This is a genomic window from Sorangium sp. So ce726 (assembly GCF_051521405.1).
Lineage (GTDB): Bacteria > Myxococcota_A > Polyangia > Polyangiales > Polyangiaceae > Sorangium.
Genome location: NZ_CP150349.1, coordinates 3,355,001 through 3,377,910, shown reverse-complemented (window position 1 = coordinate 3,377,910; position 22,910 = coordinate 3,355,001). Strand labels below are relative to the sequence as shown.

Annotated in this window: 18 protein-coding genes (1 of these 18 cut by a window edge); 10 read left to right on the top strand and 8 right to left on the bottom strand. The window is 71.0% G+C overall.

What is annotated here, in order from left to right; translation table 11 throughout:
• Positions 1–2: 2 nt before the first annotated feature.
• Positions 3–194 (bottom strand): hypothetical protein, encoded by a 192-nt coding sequence (locus tag WME79_RS12830; protein ID WP_437535114.1) that lies wholly within the window; start codon positions 192–194, stop codon positions 3–5.
• A 257-nt stretch (positions 195–451) separates the two neighbouring features.
• Between WME79_RS12830 and WME79_RS12825 the strand changes: the two genes are divergently transcribed.
• From WME79_RS12825 to WME79_RS12815, 3 genes are all read left to right on the top strand, one after another.
• Positions 452–1,660: a pyridoxal phosphate-dependent aminotransferase gene (locus WME79_RS12825; protein ID WP_437535113.1), complete on the top strand. Its 1,209-nt coding sequence runs from the start codon at positions 452–454 to the stop codon at positions 1,658–1,660.
• Positions 1,661–1,791: 131 nt separating this feature from the next.
• Positions 1,792–2,919, top strand: coding sequence for an aromatic ring-hydroxylating oxygenase subunit alpha (locus tag WME79_RS12820; RefSeq protein WP_437535112.1), 1,128 nt, complete (start codon positions 1,792–1,794; stop codon positions 2,917–2,919).
• A gap of 65 nt (positions 2,920–2,984) precedes the next feature.
• On the top strand, positions 2,985–4,202 hold the full coding sequence (locus WME79_RS12815) for a cytochrome P450 (RefSeq protein WP_437535110.1): 1,218 nt from the start codon (positions 2,985–2,987) through the stop codon (positions 4,200–4,202).
• 50 nt (positions 4,203–4,252) lie between these two features.
• Here the strand turns inward: WME79_RS12815 and WME79_RS12810 are convergent, their stop codons facing one another.
• Positions 4,253–4,504, bottom strand: coding sequence for a MoaD/ThiS family protein (locus WME79_RS12810; protein ID WP_437535108.1), 252 nt, complete (start codon positions 4,502–4,504; stop codon positions 4,253–4,255).
• A gap of 341 nt (positions 4,505–4,845) precedes the next feature.
• On the opposite strand from WME79_RS12810, the gene moaA reads away from it, so the two are divergent.
• Positions 4,846–5,925 (top strand): GTP 3',8-cyclase MoaA, encoded by a 1,080-nt coding sequence (gene moaA, locus WME79_RS12805; protein ID WP_437535106.1) that lies wholly within the window; start codon positions 4,846–4,848, stop codon positions 5,923–5,925.
• A 135-nt stretch (positions 5,926–6,060) separates the two neighbouring features.
• Here moaA and WME79_RS12800 read toward each other — a convergent pair whose 3' ends face one another.
• The 4 genes from WME79_RS12800 to WME79_RS12785 all read right to left on the bottom strand — a co-directional run bounded on the left by WME79_RS12800 (position 6,061) and on the right by WME79_RS12785 (position 14,088).
• A complete protein-coding gene (locus tag WME79_RS12800; RefSeq protein WP_437535104.1) occupies positions 6,061–10,047 on the bottom strand; it encodes a serine/threonine-protein kinase in 3,987 nt (1,328 codons plus the stop codon).
• A 73-nt stretch (positions 10,048–10,120) separates the two neighbouring features.
• On the bottom strand, positions 10,121–11,689 hold the full coding sequence (locus WME79_RS12795; RefSeq protein ID WP_437535102.1) for an FAD-dependent oxidoreductase: 1,569 nt from the start codon (positions 11,687–11,689) through the stop codon (positions 10,121–10,123).
• A 16-nt stretch (positions 11,690–11,705) separates the two neighbouring features.
• Entirely contained in the window at positions 11,706–12,854 is a 1,149-nt protein-coding gene (locus WME79_RS12790) for a polysaccharide pyruvyl transferase family protein (RefSeq protein ID WP_437535100.1), read from the bottom strand.
• Between the two features lie 379 nt (positions 12,855–13,233).
• A complete protein-coding gene (locus tag WME79_RS12785) occupies positions 13,234–14,088 on the bottom strand; it encodes an SDR family oxidoreductase (RefSeq protein WP_437535099.1) in 855 nt (284 codons plus the stop codon).
• Positions 14,089–14,181: 93 nt separating this feature from the next.
• Here WME79_RS12785 and WME79_RS12780 point away from each other — a divergent pair, with 93 nt between their 5' ends.
• The 6 genes from WME79_RS12780 to WME79_RS12755 all read left to right on the top strand — a co-directional run bounded on the left by WME79_RS12780 (position 14,182) and on the right by WME79_RS12755 (position 20,769).
• Positions 14,182–14,598, top strand: coding sequence for a LysR substrate-binding domain-containing protein (locus tag WME79_RS12780; protein ID WP_437535097.1), 417 nt, complete (start codon positions 14,182–14,184; stop codon positions 14,596–14,598).
• A 165-nt stretch (positions 14,599–14,763) separates the two neighbouring features.
• Positions 14,764–16,083 carry an ATP-dependent 6-phosphofructokinase gene (locus WME79_RS12775; RefSeq protein WP_437535096.1) on the top strand — a complete coding sequence of 440 codons (1,320 nt, stop codon included), beginning with the start codon at positions 14,764–14,766 and terminating at the stop codon, positions 16,081–16,083.
• A 140-nt stretch (positions 16,084–16,223) separates the two neighbouring features.
• Complete coding sequence (locus WME79_RS12770; protein WP_437535094.1) at positions 16,224–16,712, top strand: hypothetical protein; 489 nt, start codon at positions 16,224–16,226, stop codon at positions 16,710–16,712.
• A 299-nt stretch (positions 16,713–17,011) separates the two neighbouring features.
• Complete coding sequence (locus WME79_RS12765; protein WP_437535092.1) at positions 17,012–18,517, top strand: hypothetical protein; 1,506 nt, start codon at positions 17,012–17,014, stop codon at positions 18,515–18,517.
• Between the two features lie 7 nt (positions 18,518–18,524).
• On the top strand, positions 18,525–19,943 hold the full coding sequence (locus tag WME79_RS12760; RefSeq protein WP_437535090.1) for a hypothetical protein: 1,419 nt from the start codon (positions 18,525–18,527) through the stop codon (positions 19,941–19,943).
• Entirely contained in the window at positions 19,936–20,769 is an 834-nt protein-coding gene (locus tag WME79_RS12755; RefSeq protein ID WP_437535088.1) for a class II glutamine amidotransferase, read from the top strand. Before WME79_RS12760 ends, WME79_RS12755 begins: the two co-directional genes overlap by 8 nt.
• A 99-nt stretch (positions 20,770–20,868) precedes the next feature.
• Here WME79_RS12755 and WME79_RS12750 read toward each other — a convergent pair whose 3' ends face one another.
• The gene (locus WME79_RS12750; protein WP_437535086.1) at positions 20,869–21,243 is read right to left on the bottom strand and encodes a zf-TFIIB domain-containing protein; all 375 of its coding nucleotides are present in this window, start codon (positions 21,241–21,243) and stop codon (positions 20,869–20,871) included.
• Positions 21,244–21,397: 154 nt separating this feature from the next.
• Positions 21,398–22,910: the 3' portion of a hypothetical protein gene (locus tag WME79_RS12745; protein ID WP_437535085.1), read on the bottom strand. The gene runs 287 nt beyond the window's last position; only the last 1,513 of its 1,800 coding nucleotides appear in the window; its start codon lies beyond the right edge, outside the window; the stop codon is at positions 21,398–21,400.

Sequence of the window (22,910 nt, the reverse complement as noted above, 5' to 3'; positions counted from 1 at the left end):
GATCAGCGCATCAAGACGGTCCTGCTCGACGATTTGCTCGACCACCTGGAAGAGCGCTTCCCCAGCCGTGCCTCGCCGCGGTCATGTCGCTCGACCGCGCGACGCATCTCGATGTCACAGCGGTAGTCGGAGTCGAGGAATGACGAGCTCACGAGCAGCACGATGATATCCGCCTCGTCGAGGGCTTGAGCCACGCGTGCGGGGCTCCACGCCGGACGACGACGGCGTGAGCAGGGTGCCACACGAGCGCCTGCGAGGGGACAACAACGGCTCCGTGAGTCGAGCTCGCACCACGGCCCATCCTCTCCCTGATCGCCCGCCTTCGCACACAGCTTCTGGGCCCGGGCCTCTCGCTGTTCCACCTTGCACTTGGCCCGCGAAGGTGGCCTCCTGAATCACGGGGACGAATAGCCTGGTTGATGCTGGTTGAACACCACGAGAGGAGCACTCCATGCAGCCTCGAATGACAGCGAGCGACCTACCCATCGCCCCGGTTCGCCGGTCCGGCGCGCCGCCCATCGACATGGCGCTGAACCACGGTACCTACTGCTCCGAGCGGTGTGCGGACGTCCTGCGGCGCCACGCCGGCAACACCTCCCTGCGGCTCTACCCCGCCGGGGACAACGCAGATCTCCGGCGCGCGCTCGCCGCAGACGCGGGCGTCAGGCCGGAGAACGTGCTGGTGGCCAACGGGAGCGGCCCGCTGCTCAAGACCTGCATCCCGTTCCTGATCGAGCGCGAGATCAAGCGTTCGGCGATGCGGACCCTGCGCTTCTTGCTGAAGCGCACCGCATATCCCATCATCACCACCCGGCTCACCTACTCCAAGGTGCCTGCGTCCGGCGTCCGCGTGGGGCTGCGATGCGAGCTGCTCCCGCTCCATCCGGAGAACGGCTTTTCGCTCGACGTGGAGAGGCTCGAGTCGCGCCTCTCGCGGCAGGACGGCCTGGTTTACCTCTGCAACCCCAACAACCCCACGGGCAACGTCCTCATCACGAGGCAGGAGCTCGGTCCGCTGCTCACCCGGTTCCCGAGCTCCTTCTTCTTCATCGACGAAGCGTACGTACACTACCTCGAGGAGAGCCCGAACACCCGGATGGCAGACCTGGTGCTGCGCCATCCCAACCTGATGGTGCTCCGCAGCTTCTCCTTCGCCTACGGGCTCGCGTCGGTGCGCGTGGGGTACGCCATGGGGGACGCGAAGGTGGTGGCGCAGATGGAGGCCAAGATGACGCCGCACCGCGTCGGGCAGCTGGCCGCAGAGCTCGCGATAGCATCCCTCCAGGACAGCGGACACCTCGGATTCGTCCGGCATCAGACAGCGAGGGAGCGAGCCAGGCTCATGGCGGCCATCGGAGCTCATCGCGCTCTGGAGGCCTATCCGTCACAGACCAATTTCATCCTGTGCCGCGCGCGCGGGGCGTGGTCCGGGGCGAAGATCCACGACGCGCTGCTCGCCCGAGGCGTGAAGGTGAAGGCCTTCGAGCCGTTCGGCGACGAGCGATACGACGAATACTTCCGCGTGACCGTCGGCCTGCCGGCGGAGAACACCTGCTTCATCGAGCAGCTGGACGCCGCGATGAGCCCGCGCCGCAGGGAGGAGCCCTCCATGACGGCGGCGCCGGCGGTGCGCCAGGTCGAGCTCTCGGAGCTTGCTTAGCCGAGAATTGGCTCAAGGTTCCGGGGCATGGAGCCCCGAGGACCGAAGTCCCTCCCAGCCTGCCTGACCGGCGCGCAGCGGGAGATCCTGGAACCGCTGGCACCAGCGCCCGAGCCCGCTCTCCAGCCTGTATGAAGCATGCGGAGCAGGTGACGCTGATACGGCGCGCGCTCGATCTGATCCAGCGGCGGACCACGGACATGGCCTCGGAGCCGGAGCAGAGGCCGGTGGACATCTATACGTCACCGGCGCGGCTCGAGAGGGAGCGAGGGCAGCTGTTCCAGCGCTACCCCATCGCCCTGACGAGCACGGCGTTCCTGCAGAGGCCGGGCGACTGCGTCACCCACGACGGGCTGGGCGTGCCGATCCTGCTCTCCGTCGACAAGGAGGGCCAGATCAGGGGGTTCTTGAATGCCTGTCGCCACCGAGGCACACGGCTCCTGGACGGCCCCACCGCCGTCGCCCGGAGCTCCTTCACGTGCCCCTTCCACGCGTGGACCTATGGGCTCGATGGCAAGCTGCTGCACATCCCACACGCCTACGGCTTTGCCGAGGGGCATTGCGAACGCACCGCGCTCACCCCGTTCCCTGTCCGGGTCAAATTCGGCATGGTGTGGACCGACCCTGGGCCGGATCTGGACACCTTTCTGGGTCCCCTCGCGCAAGAGCTCGCCGGCTGGAACCTCTCGCGCCTCCATCCGGCATATCAGCTCGCCTTCTCGCCGAACGCGAACTGGAAGCTCCTCATGGAAGGGGCGTTCGAGGTCTATCACTTCCGGAAGACGCACGCGGAGACGATCGCACCCTGGGTGCACGACAACGTCGCCTTGCATGACGACTTCTACCCCCACCAGCGCATGATCGTCCCCAAGAACAAGATCAATGCGTGCCTGGACCGCGATCCAGCGAGCTGGGACCTCCTCTCCGTCGCCAATGTCGTCTATCTGATATTTCCAAACACGGTCCTCATGCTGCGAGATGGTCCGACCATTCTCCAAACGATGTTTCCGAGCAGCCTGGATCGGACGCTCTGGCACACGTGGGCGAGCGCCGCTCGCGTCCCGCAGGCGGAGCCCGAGGTGCGCCGTACCAAGACGGACAGAGAGACCTTCGAGACAACGCTGGACGAAGACTTCAGGAAGGTGACGTCGATCCAGAGCGGGCTGCGCTCCGGCGCGAACCAGGTCGTCACGTTCGGCCGCTTCGAGCTCGGGCCCATCCGGTTTCACCGCGCGCTCGACGACTTCCTCGCGAGGTGAACGCGCGTGTCCACCGGCACACGACAGCCCCGGAGCTCGGTCGCCTGTGGGTCAGGAGGAGGAAGATGACATCCGCGGTCACGCACAAGGAATGGTCAGCGGACAGCTTCGACGCGCTGGATCCCGCCTTCGTGGCGGATCCCTATCCGTTCTACGCACGCCTCCGGGCGGAAGCGCCTGTCCATTTCGTCGCCTCGGTAGGGGAATGGTGGATCACGAAATACTCCTACGTGAAGCTCGCCCTGGCCGACAGGCGCTTGACCACACAACGTGAAAAGGTCATGGCCGTTGTCCCGCGCCGCGGCTCCGGATCATGCCCGTGGACCCCGAACATGATGGAGCTGGATCCACCCGAGCATGACCGGGTGCGCTCCCTCGTGGGCAAGGGGTTCACGCGCGAGGTGGTCCTGCGTCTCCAGCCGAGGATCGAGGAGATCGCGCACGATCTCGTGGACCTCGTCGAGGGGGACTGGCGGATGGACGTCGTGGCCGACTACGCGTATCCCTTGCCGACGTTCGTGCTCTGCGAGCTGATGGGCTTGCCGGCATCGGAGCGAGAGCAATTTCGCGAGTGGACGACCCGGATTCATCTGAAGTTCGACCAGGCTCAACCTCCGGAGGTGCGGCAGCAGGGCGAAGAGGCCTATGACGCCGCGCGAGAGTACCTGAGCAGGGCGATCTCCGAGCGACAAATACGCCCGGGGGCCGATCTGATCAGCGCGCTGCTCTCGGCCGAGGACCACGGCGAGCGGCTCGCGCTCCCGGAGCTCTTGTCGAACCTCACGTTCTTCCTCTACGCCGGCTTCGAGACGACGGCCCGGATGATCTCGGCTGGTGTGTATACGTTGCTCTCGCATCCCGATCAGCTGGCGCTGCTTCGAGGCCACCCGGAGCTGACGCAGACCGCCGTCGAGGAGCTGCTGCGCTACACGTCGCCTGGACAGCGAGGGATGGAGCGCTGGGCGCTCACGGATCTCGAGCTCGGGGGCAAGCTGATCCAGAAGGGGGATCGGCTCTCCGTCGTGCTGGGCGCCGCCAACCGCGACCCCGAGGTGTTTCCGGAGCCCGATCGGCTGGACATCACGCGGAAGCACAACCCGCACCTGGTGTTCGCCCGGGGCACGCACGCGTGCCTGGGCTCCTTCCTCGCCATCACCGAGCTCGAGATCGCCTTCTCGGTGCTGCTGCGCCGGCTGCCGCGGCTCGAGCTCGCGACCCCGGAGCCGACATGGGAGCCCAACACCAAGCTCCGCGGGATGGCGGCGCTGCACGTCCGTTTCTAGAGCGGGCGCGGTTCCCGCTGCGTTTCCGCGCCGCGGCGCCGTGAGGCGACCTAGCCGCCGGCGACCGGCGGGATCAGCGCGACATCGTCGCCACAGCTGATCTTCTCGTCGGCCTGGGCGTAGGTCCCATTGACAGCGAGGCGGATCGAGCGCCGGTGCGGCGTGAGCGCCGGATAGCGCCGGCACACCTCGCCCATGAACTCCTCCACCGTGCAGGGGCCGCTCAGCTCGAAGCGTACCTCCGAGGCCCCGACGATGTCGCGCGCGCCTCCGAAGGCGAGCAAGTTGACGGTGTTTTCCATGGCTGAAACGTACCATCCGATGCAGCTCGACGCCGCGATGCCCGACCGATCCTCCCCTCCCCGCTGAGGCAGCGGGCACGCTCGATCTCGAGCGCAGAGCGGCTGATCTCTGCGGACGTCATCACGAGCGACCGGCCGATGTGAGGTGCTGAGTCGTTCGGGGTACCGTCGAGTCGAACGTGGCCAGGAGAAGATCGCTTTCCATCGAGTCTCGCCTTTCATGAGCTGGAAACTCGGCCGCCGTCCCTTGCGAGTCCGCGCCTGGAACACCATCAGCGTTGCAGGCTCGGCGCCGCCGTTGATGCGTAAAATCAGCCAGGTGGACGCAGGAGGAAGGTGGCATGCTCGCGACAATGCCGCTCCCAGGTGCCGCCGGTGCTCGTCGATCGGAGGGCCAGACGTCGACGGTCGACGTGCACGGCCGGCCGATCGGCGATCTGCGAATCTCGGTCACGGATCGGTGCAACCTCCGCTGCTCGTATTGCATGCCGGAGGAACAGTACGCCTGGCTCCCCCACGATGACATCCTCCGGTTCGAGGAGATCAGCCTCCTTGTCGACGTCTTCGCGGAGCTGGGCGCCGCCAAGGTGCGCCTGACGGGCGGCGAGCCGCTGCTTCGCCGCGATCTGAGGACGCTCGTGCGGTTCATCGCCGATAAGCCCAGGATCCATGACATCGCGATGACCACGAACGGCGTGCTCCTCGCCGAGCACGCCCACGCGCTGCGTGCGGCCGGCCTGCACCGGGTCACCGTCAGCCTCGACACGCTCCACCCCGAGCGCTTCAAGGCGCTCACCCGCCGCACGACCCACGCCCAGGTCCTCGAGGGCCTGCGCTCCGTGCCCGCCGCCGGGTTCACTAACACCAAGATCGACACCGTGGTGATCCGCGGCGTGAACGACGACGAGCTCGCGGGGCTCATCGAGTTCGGCAAGACCATCCCCGCCGAGGTCCGCTTCATCGAGTACATGGACGTCGGGGGCGCGACCCAGTGGTCATACGACAAGGTCTTCTCGCGCGCCGAGATCATCAGGTCGCTCTCGCGCCGCTACGGCCGCGTGGAAGCGATACCGAGCGAGGGCGCGGCGCCGGCCGCCCAGTTCGCGCTCCCCGATGGGACGACGTTCGGCATCATCTCCTCGACGACGCAGCCGTTCTGCAGCGCTTGCAATCGCAGCCGGCTGACGGCCGACGGAATGTGGTATCTGTGCCTCTACGCCCCGCGCGGCACCAACCTGCGCGAGCCGCTCCGGCAGGGCGCCTCGCCGGAGGAGATGAAGGCCATCGTCGCCCGCGTGTGGGGCGCTCGCTCCGACCGCGGCGCCGAGGCCCGCCTCGCCAACCGATCACGCGGCGCGCTGCTCCCGGCCATCCAGCTGAAGCGCGACGCGCACCTGGAGATGCACACCCGCGGCGGGTGAAGCGCTCCGCTCCTCGAGCCATCACAGAGGATCGATCATGCGTCTCGAAGAAGTCAGTAGAGCCGCCGCGGACAAGAGCTGTCGCACCCCCGCTCGAGCGGGGCTGACCCACGGGGCCCCTGGGCAACGCGGCGCTCAGGCGACAGCCCCCTGGCGCTCCAGAGCCCACTCGTCGGCGAGCGCGAGCGCCCGGGCGTTCTCGGGGATGCTCTCCAGGAAGCTCTGCCGCAACGCTGGCCTGCCGATCTTCGCGGCGCGATCGAGGAGCCGCGAGCGCGCCGCCTCGATCACCTGCGCGGCGCGCTCGCGCTCGCCGGCGGCGCGCAGGGCCTCGGCGTAGGTCAGGCGGATCAGCGACTCTCCCTCCTCGGCCATCCCCGCGTCCTCGATGAGGCGGAACGCCTCCTGCGCGCTGATAAGCGCCTCGGCCGCCCCCTCGGGCCCCCCTGCCATCCGGGCGCGCGCGAGGATGGCCAGCGCCACCGCGCGCAGGAGCGGCGCCACGTCGAGCAGCGCCGCCGCCGCGCCGGCCTCGCGCGCGGCGGCCTCGCCGTCGCCCGCGAGCAGCGCCGCCCGGGCGAGGTACGCGCGCGAGAGCCCCTCCATGCGCCGGTTGCCCTGCCGGCGCGACGCGTCGATGGCCTGCTCGAGGAGCGCGCGGGCCTCGTCGATCTGGCCCGCCTGGAGGAGCGCGTTCCCCAGGTTCTGCCGCGCCGTCGGGAGCACCTCGTGCAGATCCATCTCTGTCGCCTGGGCGACGGCCGCGCGCAGCAGCTGCTCGGCACGATCGAGCGCGCCGAGCTCGGTGAGCATGAAGCCCATGTTCAGCTGGACAGAGCAGGCCTGCCGGCGGTCGCCGGCGCGCCCGAACGCCCCGGCCGCCACCTCCAGGGCGTCCACCGCGGCGGCGTGATCACCCGCGAGCGCGGCGCGGAACGCGACGGTCTGGTGCAGCCCACCGACCGCCTCGTCGTCGATGGCCGGAGGATCGCCCGCGAGGCGCAGGGTCTGCTCGAGCAGCGCGTCGGCGGTCGCGTGCTGGTTGGCGAGCATGAGCTCCGCCGCGCACCAGGAGAGGCAGAGCACCACCACGCTCAGCGCCCCTTCGGCGGGCGCCGTCCCCGCGAGCCTCGCGGCCCACGCCCCGGCGCGATCGACGGCGCCCTGCTTGCTGGCGGCGATCAAGGCCGCGGTGAGCGCGCGGTACCATGCGCCCGACCCCGGCTCGAGCAGCGCGACCGCCTCCGTCGCGCGCGCCTCGGTGGCCGACAGCTCGCCGCGCCACAGGTGCGCCTCGGCCTGGACCAGGCGCAGCGCGCCGAGCTCCCGCCCGCTGGCCCCGGAGGCCACGCCCCGCTCCGCGCGCGCGAGCGCGGCCGCGAGGTCGTTGCCGCGGAGCGCCTCCTCCGCCGCGGCGCAGAGCCACCGCACGGCCCGCTCGGGTTCGCCGCCGCGCTCGCGGTGCCCCGCCAGGACCAGCGCGTCCCGCTCCCCGGCGTGCTCCAGCCACTCGGAGGTGAGCCTGTGCCCGAGCCGCTGATCCGCCTCGGTGAGCATCATGTACGCCGCGTCGCGCACGAGCCCGTGCCGGAACGCGTACTCCACCTCGCCCGGGAACCGGGACGCGGGCCGCCGCGCGATCCACTCCTGCTGCTCCAGCGCGAGGAGGCAGCCCGCGAGCGCTGCGTCGTCCCGGTCCACCCCGAGCAGCCGGGCGACCGCGCCCCACCAGAACACCTCGCCCAGCAAGCTCCCGGCGCGCAGCGCTCGGCGCGCCTCCAGATCGAGCCCATCGAGGCGCGCCTGCACCATGGCGAGCGCGGTCTCGGGCGCCTCGCCCGCGTCGCGGCCCTCGGCGCGCTCGGCGCCCTCGGCCGCCACGCGCAGCATCTCCTCGAGCAGGAACGGGTGCCCCGCCGCGCGCCGGACGAGCCCCTCCACCTGCTCCGCGGGCGCCTGCTCCCCGAGCGCCGCGCGCACCAGCCGCTCGCACGCGAGGGCCGGCAGCGCCCCGAGCCGCATCGCGGTCGCTCCCCGCTCGGCCCACAGCCCCGGGAACACCTCGTCCACGTCGGGCCGCCCGAGCCCCAGCACCAGGAGCGGGCTCGACCGGAGCTGCCCGAGCGCCGCGTCCACGAGCTGCACGGTCGGCAGGTCGCCCCAGTGCAGGTCCTCGAGCACCAGGAGCACCGGCCCCGCGCGGCACTCCGCCTCCAGGAAGGTGAGCCAGGCGCGCCGCACCTGGTCGGCCATGAGCATCGGGTTCTGCCGCGCGGCGCGCAGCTCGCGCCGATCCGCGTCCGGGAACGGCGCGCCGATCACCTCGCCCAGAAACTCCGTCACCCGCGCCTGCTCCGCGGCGTCCACGGATCGCGCGACGCGCGCGGCGAGCTTCTCCCGGCGGCGCTCCTGGGGCTCGCCCTCCGCGATCTGGGCCGCGCGCCGCACCACCTGGGCGAGCATCCCGAGCGGCGCCCCGGCCCGCACCGCGTCGCCCTGCGCCGTCCAGATCTGGGGCGGCGCCTCGCGGCCGCGCATCCTGCGCGCGAGCTCGATGCGGAGCCGCGACTTGCCCACGCCGGCCGCGCCGATCACGAGCGCCGCCTGGGCGCACGACTCCGAGGCGCACTGGTCCAAGAGCAGCTCGAGCCAGCGCAGCTCGCTGCTCCGCCCCACGAACGGCGTCGGCTTGCCGAGCAGCGCGCGCGCCTCCTCCAGCGGCTCCTGCTCGCCGAGCAGCGCCGCCCCGCGCTCGCCGTGCGCCACCTCGAAGCGCGGGCCGAGGAGGGACGCCGTCATCGCGTCGATCGCGATCGGCCGGAGCGCCTCCTCTGCGCCCCGCTCCGCGGCCGTGAGGTTCGCGACGGCGCGGTCGATCACGGGCCCGAGCGGCTGGGTCCCGTCCACGACCTCCCAGCCCGTCGCGAGCGCCACGTCGGCGGCCTGGAGCAGCGCCTTGAGCGAGAGGGCGCACCGGGCGGCGCTCGCCGCGAGATCCGTGGGCGCCTCGGCCCCCGTGAGCAGGGCCGCGATCGATCCGTCCCGGAGCAGCTCCACGCGCGCGCCGTGCATGTCGACGGTCCTCCGGATCGCCTGGAGGAGGGCGAGCGGCCAGCGGCACTGACGGGTCAGGCCGCGCGCCGGCGCCGTGCTCTCCTCGCTGGCCACGGCCTGCGCCGGCTGCGGCGGCCGCGCCGGCTCGGCCCGGCGCGCCGCCAGCACCACGCTGACCAGCCGCCGCTCGGCCGTCGTGAGCCCGACCGACGGCGCAAGGGGCGCCGCGCTCGCCTGCCGGATCTCCGGTGAGCGCAGCTCCGCCGCGACCGCGAGCGCGTCCCCGGGCCGCAGCCGCCGATCCTTGCCCAGGAGGCGCGAGAGCAGCGCGTCGAGCGCCGGGGGCGCGCCGGGCCACAGCTCGCGGAGGCGGGGCGCCTGCTCGAAGAGCATCTTGGTGAGCAGCGCGACGACGTGCACCCCCCCGAACGGCGGCCGCCCGATGAGGCACTCGAACAGCACGCAGCCGAGCGCGTACAGGTCGGCGCGCGCGTCGGTGTCGGGCTCGCCGCGGACCTGCTCCGGCGCCATGTAGGCGGGCGTGCCGATGGGGGCGTCGGGGTTGGTCAGGGTGTACGTGACGTCGGAGGCCCGCGCGATCCCGAAGTCGAGGATCTTCACCGCCGCGACGTCGCCCCCCGGCAGGAAGAGGTTCGCCGGCTTGACGTCCCGGTGGACCACCCCGCGCAGGTGCACGGCGCCGAGCGCCTCGGCGGCGCGCGCGGCGAGCGCGAGGCTCTCGTCGAGGCCCAGCGGCCCCCGCCGGAGCCGCGCCGCGAGATCCTCGCCGTCGAGCCACTCCATGGCCAGGTACTGCCGGCCCTCGGCGGTGACGCCGTGGGCGACGTGCCGCGCGATGGCGGGGTGGTGGAGCCCCGCGAGGACCCGCGCCTCCCGGCGGAACCGCTCGGTCTGCTCGATTTCCGCATGTTCCGCGTTCAGCCCCACCTTGACGGCGACCGGCTCCCCGGTCTCGCGGTCGATGGCCCGATAGACCGCGCCCATTCCCCCGGATCCGGCGACGCGATCGAGCTCGAAGCGACCTGCGAGCAGGTCCCCGGGGCGCATGCGCGGAGTATCGGGCAGGCGCGCCGCACGTGCCAGGGCGGAGCGCGCGGACACGCCGTGGCGCGGCGCTGGCTCATACCGGCCTGAGCGCCGGCCAGGCCAGCTCGATGCCCTCGCGGACCAGGAGCGCCTGGAACTCTTCGCGGAGCGAGGTCCGGGCGCGCACCTGCCGCGGCAGCACGCGGCGCTCCAGGCAGAACGCCGCGAGCAGCCCTGCCGCCTCGCCGACGCTCCACTCCACAGGGTGGACCCGGTAGGCGCCGTTCGTGATGTGCGTGACGCCAAGGTTCTTCCCGCCCGGCAAGAGGTTCTCCACCCGCACCGGAATGAGCGATCCCAGCGGTATCTGGAACGGCCAGCAGCCGAGATCGAGGTACCCCGCGCCCCCGACGCGCGGGTGCAGATCGATGCGATAACACCCGATCCCGATGCTCTCCTCGAACGTCGCAGGGCCGTCGGGCCGGAGCGGGTGCGCGATGTGCTGCTCGAGCACCGTGAACTCGGCCCGGATCCGGCGGGACTCGCGGATGTAGGGCGCTGGCGCGAGGCCGTCGACCGTGCCGCCGACCACGTCCCCGCGGAGGCGCAAGCCTGGATAACCGAGCCCGCCATCCGGGCGAGGCGCCTCGGTCTGCATCCAGTACAGAAGGCTCAGGCTGAGGTGCCGCGCCGCGTCCAGGTGCCGCGCGGCCTCCACCTCATCGCCGCCGCAGACGGGCCCGAACCAATAGTCGTTCTGTGGCCAGTTCACGATGGTGATGTCGCTCGGCGCGAACCCCGCTTCGAAGACCGTCCTGTCGAGGATCCGCCGGAAGCTCCACCAGGGATGCTGGTCTTCCGCGGCGAACAGACCTCGAGTCAGAGGCTCGTGTGTCTCGGGTCGAACCGCCGTCCAGTCCAGCAGTCGACCCGGCCACCCGGGCGGCTCGAAGGAACGCCAGCGCTCGTACTGACCGGGCCTGTCGATGGTATGGTCCTCTCCAGGGTGGTGCTCGATCGCAAAGCAGACGGTGATCGCCTGCTGGGCCCTCGGATCCGCGCGCTCGGGGGCGTGCGGCTCTCCGGTCTCCGCGCGCGACTCTGCCCCGAGCGCGTGCTCCACGCCCGCGAGCGAGAGGAGCTCGCCATGTGGCGTGGCATCGATGAAGAGGTCGGCCACGAGGAGCACATTGCGCCCCGATTCCAGCCCTCGGACCACGACGCCGGTCACCCGATCCTCGTGCGTCGACGCCGAGATGGGCCGGTGAGCAGGGAGCGCGAGGAGGCGCCCGTTGAGCTGATACGGCGCGATCATCTCGTGCAGGACCGCCACCGCGACCCGCGGATCGTGGCACAGGCGGCTGACCCAGCCGTTGCCGGGGTTGAGCTCGCGGAGCGCCCTGGCCGACGCTGTGAGCGGTAGATGCCTGCGGTAATACTCGCGGATCCCCTGGCGCAGCGCGCGGTAGCTCCGGGTCGCCCCGAAGTCCTCGATCCACGGGTGCTCGTCCGGAGGGACGGCCTGGTTCGTCAGCTGGCCCCCGAGCCAGTGCGTCTCCTCCGTCAGGACGACGCAGCGGCCCGCCCGGGCCGCCGCGAGCGCAGCCGCGCAGCCGCCGAGCTCTCCGCCGATGACGGCGACGTCGGTCCGGATCACGTCCATCGCGAGCTCCCCGCGCTCACGCGCTCTTCCGCTCGGGCTGCGCCGCCGGGGCTCGCCGCGCGAGGAGCTCGAGCACGAGCTGGTTGGTCTCCCTCGCCCTGGCCTTCAGGCCCGGGAGCAGCCGGCGGATCTTCGCGCGGATCTCGTGACGCGTGTCCCACGAGCGATCGAGCCTGGCGATGAGCTGCCCTGAGCTGATGCTCCCGAGGGGAGGCGTCTCCATCTCCAGGTCCTCGATGAACCCGGCGACCTTGGACGCGTAGGGCAGCGCGACGAACGGGATCTCGCGGAGCGCCGAGAAGATCAGGAAGTGGAGGCGCATGCCCACCACCAGCTCGAGGTGCCCGACGAAGCCCAGGATCTGCTGCGGCGTGTACCGGCGCCTCAAGACCTCTGCCCGCTCGGCGTTCTTCATGTGGGAGACGACCGCGTGGCTGTGCTGCACGTCCGTCCGTTCCATGGACACGAACACGACGTCCGCGTCGAGGCGCTCGACGACGAAGTCTGCAGCGTTGGCGAGCAGGCCATAGTACTCGTCAGGGTCGATGTGGGGCGCCGCCGGGCCCGGCTCCCTGACGGAGAAGCCGACCAGGTGCCGCTCGAACTCGACCCCCTCGGCCCGGATGGCCTCGATCGGCAGCGTCTCCTCGCGCAGCAGCAGGGCCGGATCCGCCGTGAGGTGAATCTCGCGATTCACCCCCACCTCCTCGAGGAGGCGACGACCCTGCTTGTCTCGTACGGTGACGATATCCGCGGCGTTCAGCGCCGCCCGTACCGCTTGCTTCGCGCTCGAGTCCGACAGCGGCCCGGCGCTCACGGCGTAGATCACGACGGGGACGCCGCGCTCTTCCGCGATGAGCGCCTCTCTCAGATAGATCGGCGCGTCCCGATCGTACAGGATGCCTCCCCCGCCGAGGATGAAGAGATCGAGACGCTCGATCTCGGCGGTCGATTCCATTCGTGTGAGGTCACGAACGGGGACGACGCGCTCCACCTGGTGGCGCATCCTCGTGTCGTCCGGGCACAACGAGAACACAGTGATCTCCGCTGGCATCGACTCCCGGAGCTGCGTGACGATACCATCGAGGATGGCCTCGTCGCCGAGGTTCATGCCGCCGTAGGACCCTGAAATCCCGACTCGGAACGGTTGGTTCGCCTTGTCCATCGTGGGCTCCTCCCGCGAGCGCCTCCGCTCGATCGCCGCGCCGTCACGTCGCGTCGAGCGCGGCCCCCCGCCAGCTGCGACCTGCTCGGTCGTCCGAGATCGTCAGCGCAGCGCAGGACCTTGCCACCGCGGCGGCGAGGCGCAATGTCGGTCGGCGGAGGACGCACCATGGGGCACGCGCAGGCGCGGACGACCCGGAGTGGCTCGAGAGAGCCAGGCGACGAGGCGCGCCCGGCCAAGGAGCAGCGCGCGAAGCGAGCCACGCAGGCCGTGCCTGTGGCGGATGTCGTGGAAGAGGCCTGTCAGCAATCCTTCCCTGCGAGCGACCCGCCCGCCTGGACGCCTGCGCGAGCCGGCCTGCCGCGCGACACGCGTCCCCTCAGCGGAGCGCGGCCGCGTGGTCCTGCGCGAACCGCTCGAAGCCGATCGGCTCACGCCCGGTGACGTCCTTCACCGCCGAGGTCACGCCGGCGCCGGCGCCGCTCCGGTAGAGCCGGTTGAGGTCGATCATCGCATCGGCATAGAGATCGGGTATCCCGCCGGCGACCATACCGGCCTTCGCCGCCTCGTCGGACACCGCCACATAACGCACCTCCTTGCCGAGCACGCGAGAGAGGATGTCCGCCGCCTCGCCGTAGGAGAACGCCGATGGGCCAGAGAGCTCGTAGGCCTTGCCTTCATGGCCCGAGGTCGTCAGCGCCAGCGCCGCGACCCGCGCGATGTCGCGCACGTCGATATGGCTGATCTTCGCGTCGGCCGCGGGCAGATAGAAGGCGCCCTGCGCCCTGATCGAGTCGGCCATGTAGGTCACGAAATTTTGCATGAAGCCGTTCGGCCTGAGGAACGTCCAGGCGAGACCCGACGCCTCCGCCGCGCGCTCGATCGGCCGGTGGATCTTCGCGAACGAGTACGCCTCACCCGCGGCGCCCCAGACCGAGAGCTTCACGAGCCTCTTCACCCCGGCGGCCGTGGCCTCTTCGACGACCCGGATCTCCGCTTCGATCTGCCCGGCGCCGCCGGACCCCAGCAGAAACACGGCATCGACGCCGTCGAGCGCCGGCCGCAGCGTCTCCGGCTTCGCGAAGTCGAGGACCACGGCGTCGTGCCCCGCGGCCTTCGCCCTCTCGGCCTTGTCGCTGGAGCGGTGGGCGACGCGGGGCTTCACGCCGATCGACTTCAGCTCATCGAGGAGGGCGCCTCCGACCGTCCCTCCGGCTCCCGTCACGAGAATCATGGGTGGTTCCTTCCTGATCGCGTGCATCTTGGTGCAATCGAGGCGCGCTCCGCAGCGGCGTCGCGCAGCTCGCCTGCCCCGAACCCGAAAACGATGCGCGCTGACATCATTTTTGACAAGCGAATCACGACGTCAGCGCCGCTCGCGGGGGCGCTGCTGGAGAGCGTCATCACGCCGTACCTGGCCCGTTACCCCGACGTCTTCGTCGAGCTGGACACCTCGGCGCGAAGGGTCGATCTGGCGCGGGAGGGCTTTGACCTCGCCATCCGCGTCGGCCCGCTCGACGACTCCTCGCTGGTCGCGCGGCGGTTCGGCACGGCGACGGGCGGCTATTACGCGAGCCCCCGCACCCTCGACCGCCGCGGCGTCCCGGCGCGCCTCGAGGAGTTCGGGCACCACGAGACGATCGTCCACGCTGTTTTCCCGCCCGGCGGCACGCTCGTCCCGAAGACCCGTGTCTTTCTCGACATGCTGGCGGCCTGGTTCACGAGGAACGGGAGCTGCGCATAGCGCGCTGTCCCTCGTCGCGACTCGCGTGGGAACGGAACCGCACGGCGTTACGATAGCTTATCGCTCCTGAAAAGCTGTCGAAACAGGCACCGTCCGATCATGGCAGCGTCCCCGCGGCGGTGCTCGCCGGAGGGGCGCTGTTCTCCCCACCTGGAGGCATTGCGCGTGGTGACCCCTGCCGACCTCACCATCAAGGATCTCGGCCCCTGCCGGCACCCATCGCCCGTCGCCGAGAAGCTCGGCGAGAAGGCCACGGTGTACGTCGGCGAGGCCGACAAGGTGCTGTTCAACGATCGCCTGTCCGCCGTCCTCGCGGACGCCTCGGGCGCGCGGCCGCCGGCGTTCGAGCTGGCCGGGCCGCGCAACCGCGTCTTCTGGGATCCGAAGGAGGTGCGCGCCGGCATCGTGACGTGCGGCGGGCTCTGCCCCGGCGTCAACAACGTCATCCGCGGCCTCGTGCTCACGATGGCGCAGAGCTATGGCGTGCCGGAGATCTTCGGCTTCCGCTACGGCTACGAGGGGCTCGTCGCCCGCTTCGGGCACGCCCCGATGCGCCTGGATCCCCGGAGCGTCGAGGAGATCCACCGCATGGGTGGCACCGTGCTCGGCACCTCCCGCGGCAACCAGGATCCGCACCAGATGGTGGACACGCTCGAGGCGCTCGGCATCAACGTCCTCTTCGTCGTCGGCGGCGACGGCACCATCCGCGGCGCGATGTCGATCGTCCGGGCCATCGAGGAGCGCCGCCTGTCGATCGGGGTCGTCGGCGTGCCCAAGACCATCGACAACGACATCAAGTTCATCGACCGCAGCTTCGGCTTCGAGAGCGCCTTCGCCGCCGCCGTGGACGTCATCCGCAGCGCGCACGTGGAAGCCTCGGGGGCGAAGAACGGCATCGGCCTCGTCAAGCTGATGGGCCGGCACTCGGGCTTCATCGCGTGCGCGGCGGCGCTCGCGTCGGCGGACGTGGACGTGGTCCTCATCCCCGAGGTCCACGCGGAGCTCGACGGCCCGTGCGGGCTGCTCGCGCACCTCGAGCGCCGGCTCGCCCGCCACGGCAACGCCGTGATCGTCATCGCCGAGGGCGCCATGCAAGAACACTGCACCTCCAGCGCGGAGCCCATGGCGACGGACCTCAGCGGCAACCTCAAGCTGAAGGACATCGGCCTCTTTTTGCGCGACCGCATCAACGCGCACTTCCGGGCGCGCGGCGTCGAGGCGACGCTGAAGTACCTGGACCCGAGCTATCATATCCGCAGCGTCCCCGCGTCCCCGTCGGACAGCGTGTATTGCTGGAACATGGCCCGGAACGCGGTCCACGCGGCCATGGCGGGCAACACCGAGATGCTGATCGGCCGGTGGCACGGCCGCTTCGTGCACGTGCCGATGCCCCTGGCCGTCCGCATGCGCAAGCAGGTGGACCCGACGGACGACCTGTGGATGGCCGTCGTGGAGGCCACGGGCCAGCCGCTCTCGTTCTACTAGCAGGCTACTGGCAGGGGTCCGGCCGGGGATCCGGAGGGAGACTTCAACGCAAAGTCGCAACGTCGCAACGTCGCAAAAAGAACAAAATGGATCGGCCCTCGCCCCGCGCCGCGGCCTCGCCCCGTGCCATCATGGCCGGCATGAAGACATCGCTGCTGCTCTCTCGCTCGCTCGTGCTCGCTGGCCTCGCCTGCCTCGCCGGCTGTACCAAGGAACCGGCGCCGCAGGCCCCGCCGGGGCCCGACACCTCGCCCGCGGCGCAGCCTCCGCCAGGAGCCGAGACCGCGCCCGCCGCGCAGCCTCCGCCAGGAGCCGAGAGCGCGCCCGCCGCGCAGCCCCCGCCGGCGGCCGGCGAACCGCGCGCTGCGGCGTCGGAAGCTCGGTGCGAGGCAGACGCCGACTGCGTGGTGTCCTGCGCGCGGGTCGGGCAGTGCTGCGACCAGCTGTGCCCGCCGTGCAACCAGGCGTTCCACCGCGACGCGCTCGCGGAGCTCCAGAAGTGGCGCGCCGCGAGCTGCGCCGCCGCGAGCTGCCCGGTCGCCAAGTGCAGGGCGCCGAAGGAGGACTCGGTCGCTCGCTGCAAGGCAGGGGCGTGTGTGGTCGAGCGCGTCCCGCACGTCGATCAATGAGCCGGCGCCCGGGGTGAAACCTGCCCGACACCTGCGCGAAACCCAGCAGACACCTTTGCACGGCGCCCACGGCGCGTTTTGCCACAGGCTGCATCCACGCCACACCGATCGAGCTCGACGCCAGCGGGCGGCCGTCTCCGGCTTCCTTCATGTCGAGACCGCCGCTCGTGGCCCTGCGCTTGCAGTGCGAGGCGCGTAGGGAGCGGGAACATCGCGATCCCGGCGGCGAGCTCTCCTGGAGCCCACGGCGCTCGCCGTGCTGGAGGGCGGGCCCTCGCCAGGATCGCAGCGGAGGTCTCTTGGGCATCGAGATCCAGCAAGATCACTTCAAGACCGTGGATTATCGGCTCTTCAAGACGCGGCTCCAGCAGAACCTCGCGGCGTTGGAGATGGTGCTCGCGCGGCCGGGGTTCGGCCACGGGGAAGCGACGATCGGCACCGAGCTCGAGATGTTCCTCGTCGATCGCGAGGCGCGCCCCGTGCCGATCGGGGCGGAGATCGCGCGCGCCGCGGCGAGCCCCATGATCACGCCGGAGATGGGCGCGTTCGACATCGAGCTCAGCACGCAGCCGGTGCCGCTCGCCGGCAGGCCGCTCTCGGCGCTGCGCGAGCAGATGCGCGCGACCGTCGAGGCGATCCGTGAGCGCGCGGCGGCGCGGGGCGCGCGCGTGGTCCCGGTCAGCATCCTGCCGACCTTCCAGCGGCGCGACTTCAGCCCTGCGACGATCACGAACCTGCCCCGGTATCGCGCGCTCGCCGCGGGGCTCTGCAGGCTGCGCAGGGCGCCCTTCCATATCCAGATCGACGGCGCCGAGCCGCTGGAGCTCACCTCGGACGACCCCGCGATGGAGGCGGCGAACACCGCCTTTCAGATCCACCTCCGGGCCACGCCCGACGCCTTCGCGCGGCTGTTCAACGCCGCCATGATGATGACCGCGCCCGCGCTCGCGGCCGCGTGCAACTCGCCCACCTTCCTCGGCCACAGGCTGTGGCACGAGACGCGGGTGGCGGTGTTCAAGCAGGCCGGCGACGATCGCCCGCCGGCGCCCGACGCGGACTGGAAGATGCCGGCCCGCATCGGCTTCGGGACCGGCTGGGTGCGCGACGGCGCGGCGGAGCTCTTCATGGAGAGCGTCGCGCTGCACGAGCCCATCCTCCCCGTGTGCGGCGACGAGGACGTCGTCGGCTGCGCGCGGGCCGGGGGGATACCGCAGCTCCACGAGCTCCGCCTGCACCACGGCACGGTCTGGAACTGGAATCGACCGGTGTACGACCCGGCCGGCGACGGCCACTTGCGGATCGAGCTGCGCGCCTTGCCGTCCGGGCCCACGCTCGATGACATGCTCGCGAACGGGAGCTTCCTGCTCGGAGGCATCCTCGCCCTCGCGCCCTCCATCGGAGAGCTCCTGCCATCGTTCCCGTTCGAGCTCGCCGTGAGGAACTTCTATCACGCCGCGCACTACGGCCTCGACGCCGAGCTCGTCTGGCCGTCCGGGCCAGGGGCCGCGCCGAGGGGCGTCCGGGCGCGCGATCTCCTCCTCTCGCTCCTGCCGCGGGTCGAGGAGGGCCTCGTGTCCGCTGGGGTCGACGGGGACGAGGCCCGCCATTATCTCCGGATCTTCGAGGCGCGGGTCGCCAAAGGCATCACCGGCGCCACATGGCAGCTCCGCGCGCTCTCGGCGCTGGAGATGGGCTCCGCGTCGCGCGAGGAGGCGCTCAGGAAGATGCTGGAGCGGTACATGGCCGAGGTCGACTCCGGCGAGCCCGTGCACGCCTGGGGGACCCCGCGCGCGGGCGCGACATGAGGTCGCCATGAGCCCGGACGCCACGAGATCCCTCGCGGAGCAGCTCGACGCCCGGCTCGCCGCGCCGGGGGCGATGGACGCGGCGCGGTTCGAGGCGTTCCTCGAGGCCCAGCGGAGGCTCGGGCTGGTCCACGGCGCGCGCCCGCTGTGCCGCCACCTGCGGCCGTACCTCATCGCCGAGCACGACCTCGCCGCGATCGCCCGCGCGGCCGAGCAGATCGCCTTCGCGCTGGAGAGGGTCGCGCGGCGCGCGATCTGGGACGACTTCCTGGCCGAGGAGGTCGGGCTCTCCGCGGACGAGCGCGCCCTCGCGGCCATCGTGCCGGGCCCGGGGCCGCTCCACACGGTCGGGCGCCTCGACATGCTGATCACCGACGGCGGCTTCTCCTTCATCGAGTACAACGCCGACTCCCCCGCTGGCCTCACCGACCAGCTCCTCGTCGAGCGGACGCTGATGGCGCTCCCCCACCTCGCGCCGCTCCGGGACCGGCATGGCCTGCGCATGCCGGCGCCGCACAGGGCGCTCCTCGGCGCCCTGCGCGAGGGCTACGCCGCGTGGGGCGGGCGCGAGGCGCGGCCCGCGATAGCCATCGTCGACTGGGCCGCGGTCGACACCTCGGCCGAGCTCAAGGTGCTCGCTGACCTGTTCTCGGCCGAGGGGCACCGGACCAGGATCGTCGATCCGGACGAGCTCACGTACGACGGCCGCCGCCTCGAAGCGCGCGGGGAGCGGATCGATCTCGTCTACCGGCGCGTGATCACGCAGGAGCTCATCGAGCGGCGCGGCCTCAATCACCCCCTGATCCGCGCCTACCGCGACCGCGCGGCGCACGTGGCGAATTCGTTCCGGATCAGGCCGCTCAACAAGAAGGCGGCGTTCGCCGTGCTCAGCAACCCCATGTTCTCGGGCCTGTTCTCGCCCGAGCAGCGCGCGGCCATCGCCGAGCACATCCCCTGGACGCGCCGGGTGACCGCCGGACGCGCCGCGTGGCGGGGCCGCGAGGTGGATCTCGTCGAGCTCCTCCTCGGAGAGCAGGAGAGCTTCGTGCTGAAGCCGAACGACGAGTACGGCGGCAAAGGCGTGCTGCTCGGGTGGACGGCGACGCCGGCGGCCTGGAGAGAGGCAGTCCGGGCCGCCGTGGATCAGCCCTGGATCGTGCAGGAGCGGCGCCGCCCGCGCACCGCGCGCATGCCGACGTTCCGCGGCGGCGCCGTCGAGGAAGAGCAGGTCTATTTCGACCTTTGCCCCTTCGTCTTTGCCCGCGGCGTGGAGGGCCCGGTCCCCACCTTCATCACGCGCATGGAGGGCGCCATGGTGCGGCTCTCCGCCTCGGAGGTCAGCAATGTCTCCGCGGGAGGCGGGGTCACGGGGCTCGTGATCGTCGATGGCGCGCGCGCGCCACGGGAGGGTGCTCGACATGTGTGAGCTCCTTGGCATGGTGTCGAACGTGCCGACGGACATCGTGTTCTCGTTCACGGGGCTCGCGCTCCGCGGCGGGCAGACGGGGCCGCACGCGGACGGCTGGGGCGTCTCGCTGTACGATGGGCTGTTCGCGAGGACGTTCCTCGAGCCTCACCCGGCCTTCTCGAGCCCGCTCGCGCGGTTCATCCGCGAGAACCCGATCCACACGGCGCTCGCCATCGCGCACGTGCGCAAGATGACGCGCGGGGGAGCGGCCCTGAAGAACACGCACCCTTTCATGCGGGTCCTCCACCGCCGGCACATCGTGTTCGCGCACAACGGCACATTGCCCACGGTCAGGGATCGGAAGCTCCACGTCGAGACGCCGGTCGGCGACACCGACAGCGAGCACGCCTTCTGCGTCCTGCTCGAGGCGATCCGGAGCGCGTACGGCGCGAGCTACCCGGGCGACGCGCGGGAGCTGGGGCGCACGCTGTACGAGCTCGGGAACGAGCTCGGCGCCGACGGCGTCTTCAACTTCCTGTTCGCGGACGGCGAGCACCTCTTCGCCCGCTGCGGCGACCACCTGTCCTGCATCCTCCGCCAGGCCCCGTTCGGCGAGGCCACGCTCGTGGACGCGGATCTCAAGGTGAATTTCAACGACCTCCACGGCGTGGGCCCCGACGCGCGGATGGCGGTCGTGGCCACCGAGCCGCTCACGCGCGACGAGCTCTGGCGCAAGGCCACGCCCGGCACGCTGTGGGTCTTCCGCGCCGGCGAGCTCCTGGCGACGTTCCCTGAGGCCCGCGAGGGCTCAGCCGCCGAGGAGTCCGGCCGCGAGGCCCCCTGATCGAGCGCGCCGCCACGGGGGCAGCCGGGCGGGCTCCTCAAGGCTGATCCGCACGGCGGAGGAGAGCCTGTGTCCGCAGCTCCGGGCGCCGGCGCGCCGTCAGCTGCGCGGGCGCGCGAACAGGTCCCGGAAGAAGTCGCTCAGCGTGTGCTCCTTGTAATCGCGGAACTCGCCGGCATCGAAGTAGACGCCACCGCAGACGCTGCAGTTCTCGTACCAGATGTGCGACTGCTCCGGGTCGACCATGCGCACCATCGGCGTCGAGCAGCGGGGGCACGGCACCCGCCGGATCTGGTTGTTCTTCCGCCCGACCGACGGGTCGCCGGTGTCGATCTGCTGGGAGCCCTCCATGGCCTTGAGGGACTCCTTCTCCCGGCTGTCGAACCAGATCCCGCCGCACGCCGTACACCGGTCGACATCGATCCCGCCGAAGGTGACGACATCCATCGAGGCGGTGCATTTCGGACAGTTCACGTCATGCTCCAGTGCGGCAGGCGCCGCGGTCGGGAGCGATGGTATCAGACGACCCGGATCGCGGGAAGAGCGTCGATCGCCCCGCGAGAGAGCCGGCGTCGCGCACGGCCGGCGGCCATCGGGCAGGCTGTCGCCGACCGCGCGCCGTCGGGCGTCACTTCGAGCCCATCTTCTCTTTCACGATCTGCTGCAATCGATCGAAGTACGGGCTGTCGCGCCGGACGGCGATGCCGAACTGGGATGTCCCGAGCTTCGACTTCGAGTAGACGACATAACGGGACATCTCGCGGTGAGCCGTCAGATCCTGGGTCATCTGCACGTAATGAGGGTGTGGCATGTAGATGAGATCGGGCTTGTAGGCCTCGAAGAACCTGTCCGCGGAGAACGGCTCGAGCGCGAAGCGCCCGTCGTTGAGGCCGGCCATGTCGATGATCGTCTTCTTGAGGTTCATCGCGCCGAGCATCCCGACCTCGGTCGTGGCGATCACGAGGTCGTCGGGGAGCTTCGAGACGCGATCGATCGCGAACCAGTATTTCTGCGGTCCCGAGGTGTTGCCGTGCTTGACGATGTTGAAATGCCCGAGCCGCCTCGCCGCGACGGCGCCAGCGAGGTCCCTGCCTGCCGCGGCGAGCGGCGTGGACAGCTGAAGCCAGAGGATCGCCAGCGCGGCGACGCCAGCCAGGGGCAGGGCGGCCGGCGCGGTCTGACCGACGGAGTCGGAGAGCGTCTGCGCGAGCCGGGCCGCGCTCCTGCAAGCGAGGTAGATGAGGCCTGGCAGCGGCGCGTAATAGAACCTCTGCGAGAACCCCATGATCGGCACGACGAACAACCACGAGTAGGCGAGGCACAGGAGCGTCGCGGCGAGGACCCCTTTGTCGAACGCCGACGACGCCGCCCAGAAGGCCCGGGGGCCGCTCCTCCGCCCCTCGCCAGCCGGCGCGCCGGGGCTCGCCTGCCGCGCGCCGGGGCCCACGAGCACGTCGAGCGCGATGACGGTGAAGAGCGGCCAGAAGAACTCGAGCCAGTCGATGAGATCGATGGTCGGCCGGCCGCGGTAGGCGCGGAGGATCCCTGATCCGTAGAGGTTCGTCGACTTGGCGTAGAACGGGAGCGGGACGGGAGAGCCGAAGTACAGCTTGGCGGCCCCGAGGTGGAGGGCGAGGACGCCCGCCGTCGCGGCGAGGGCGGCGAGCCCGAAGCGCCGGCGGTCGCGGTCGCGCTCGAGCGCGACGAACGCGAGCGGGACGAGGACGGCGTAGGCTGTGAGCTCAGGCCGCACCGAGAAGGCGAGCCCGCCGAACGCGCCGAGCGCCACCCCGCCGGCGACCCGGGCCGCGGGGAGCAGCCGCAGCGTGAGGATCAGGTACGCGGTGAGAAAGCAGAGGCCGAACGACGTGTCCATGCCGCTCACGAAGTGGTCGGTCAGCGTGGACTGGGCGACGCAGAACGCGACGAGGGCGAAGCAGGACAGGCGCGCGACCTTCCCGTCGCCGGCCGCCCGAAGGACGAGCAGGGCGAGCAGGACGAGCAGCACTGGACCCCAGACGAGGCTCTGAAGCATCGCCGCGAGGCTCGTGTTGCCGCCGGCGATGAGGTGGAACGGCACGGCGGCGACGATGAAGGCGAGCGAGGTGAGCCCGTAGGACGGCGACCCCTTCGGGTTCCAC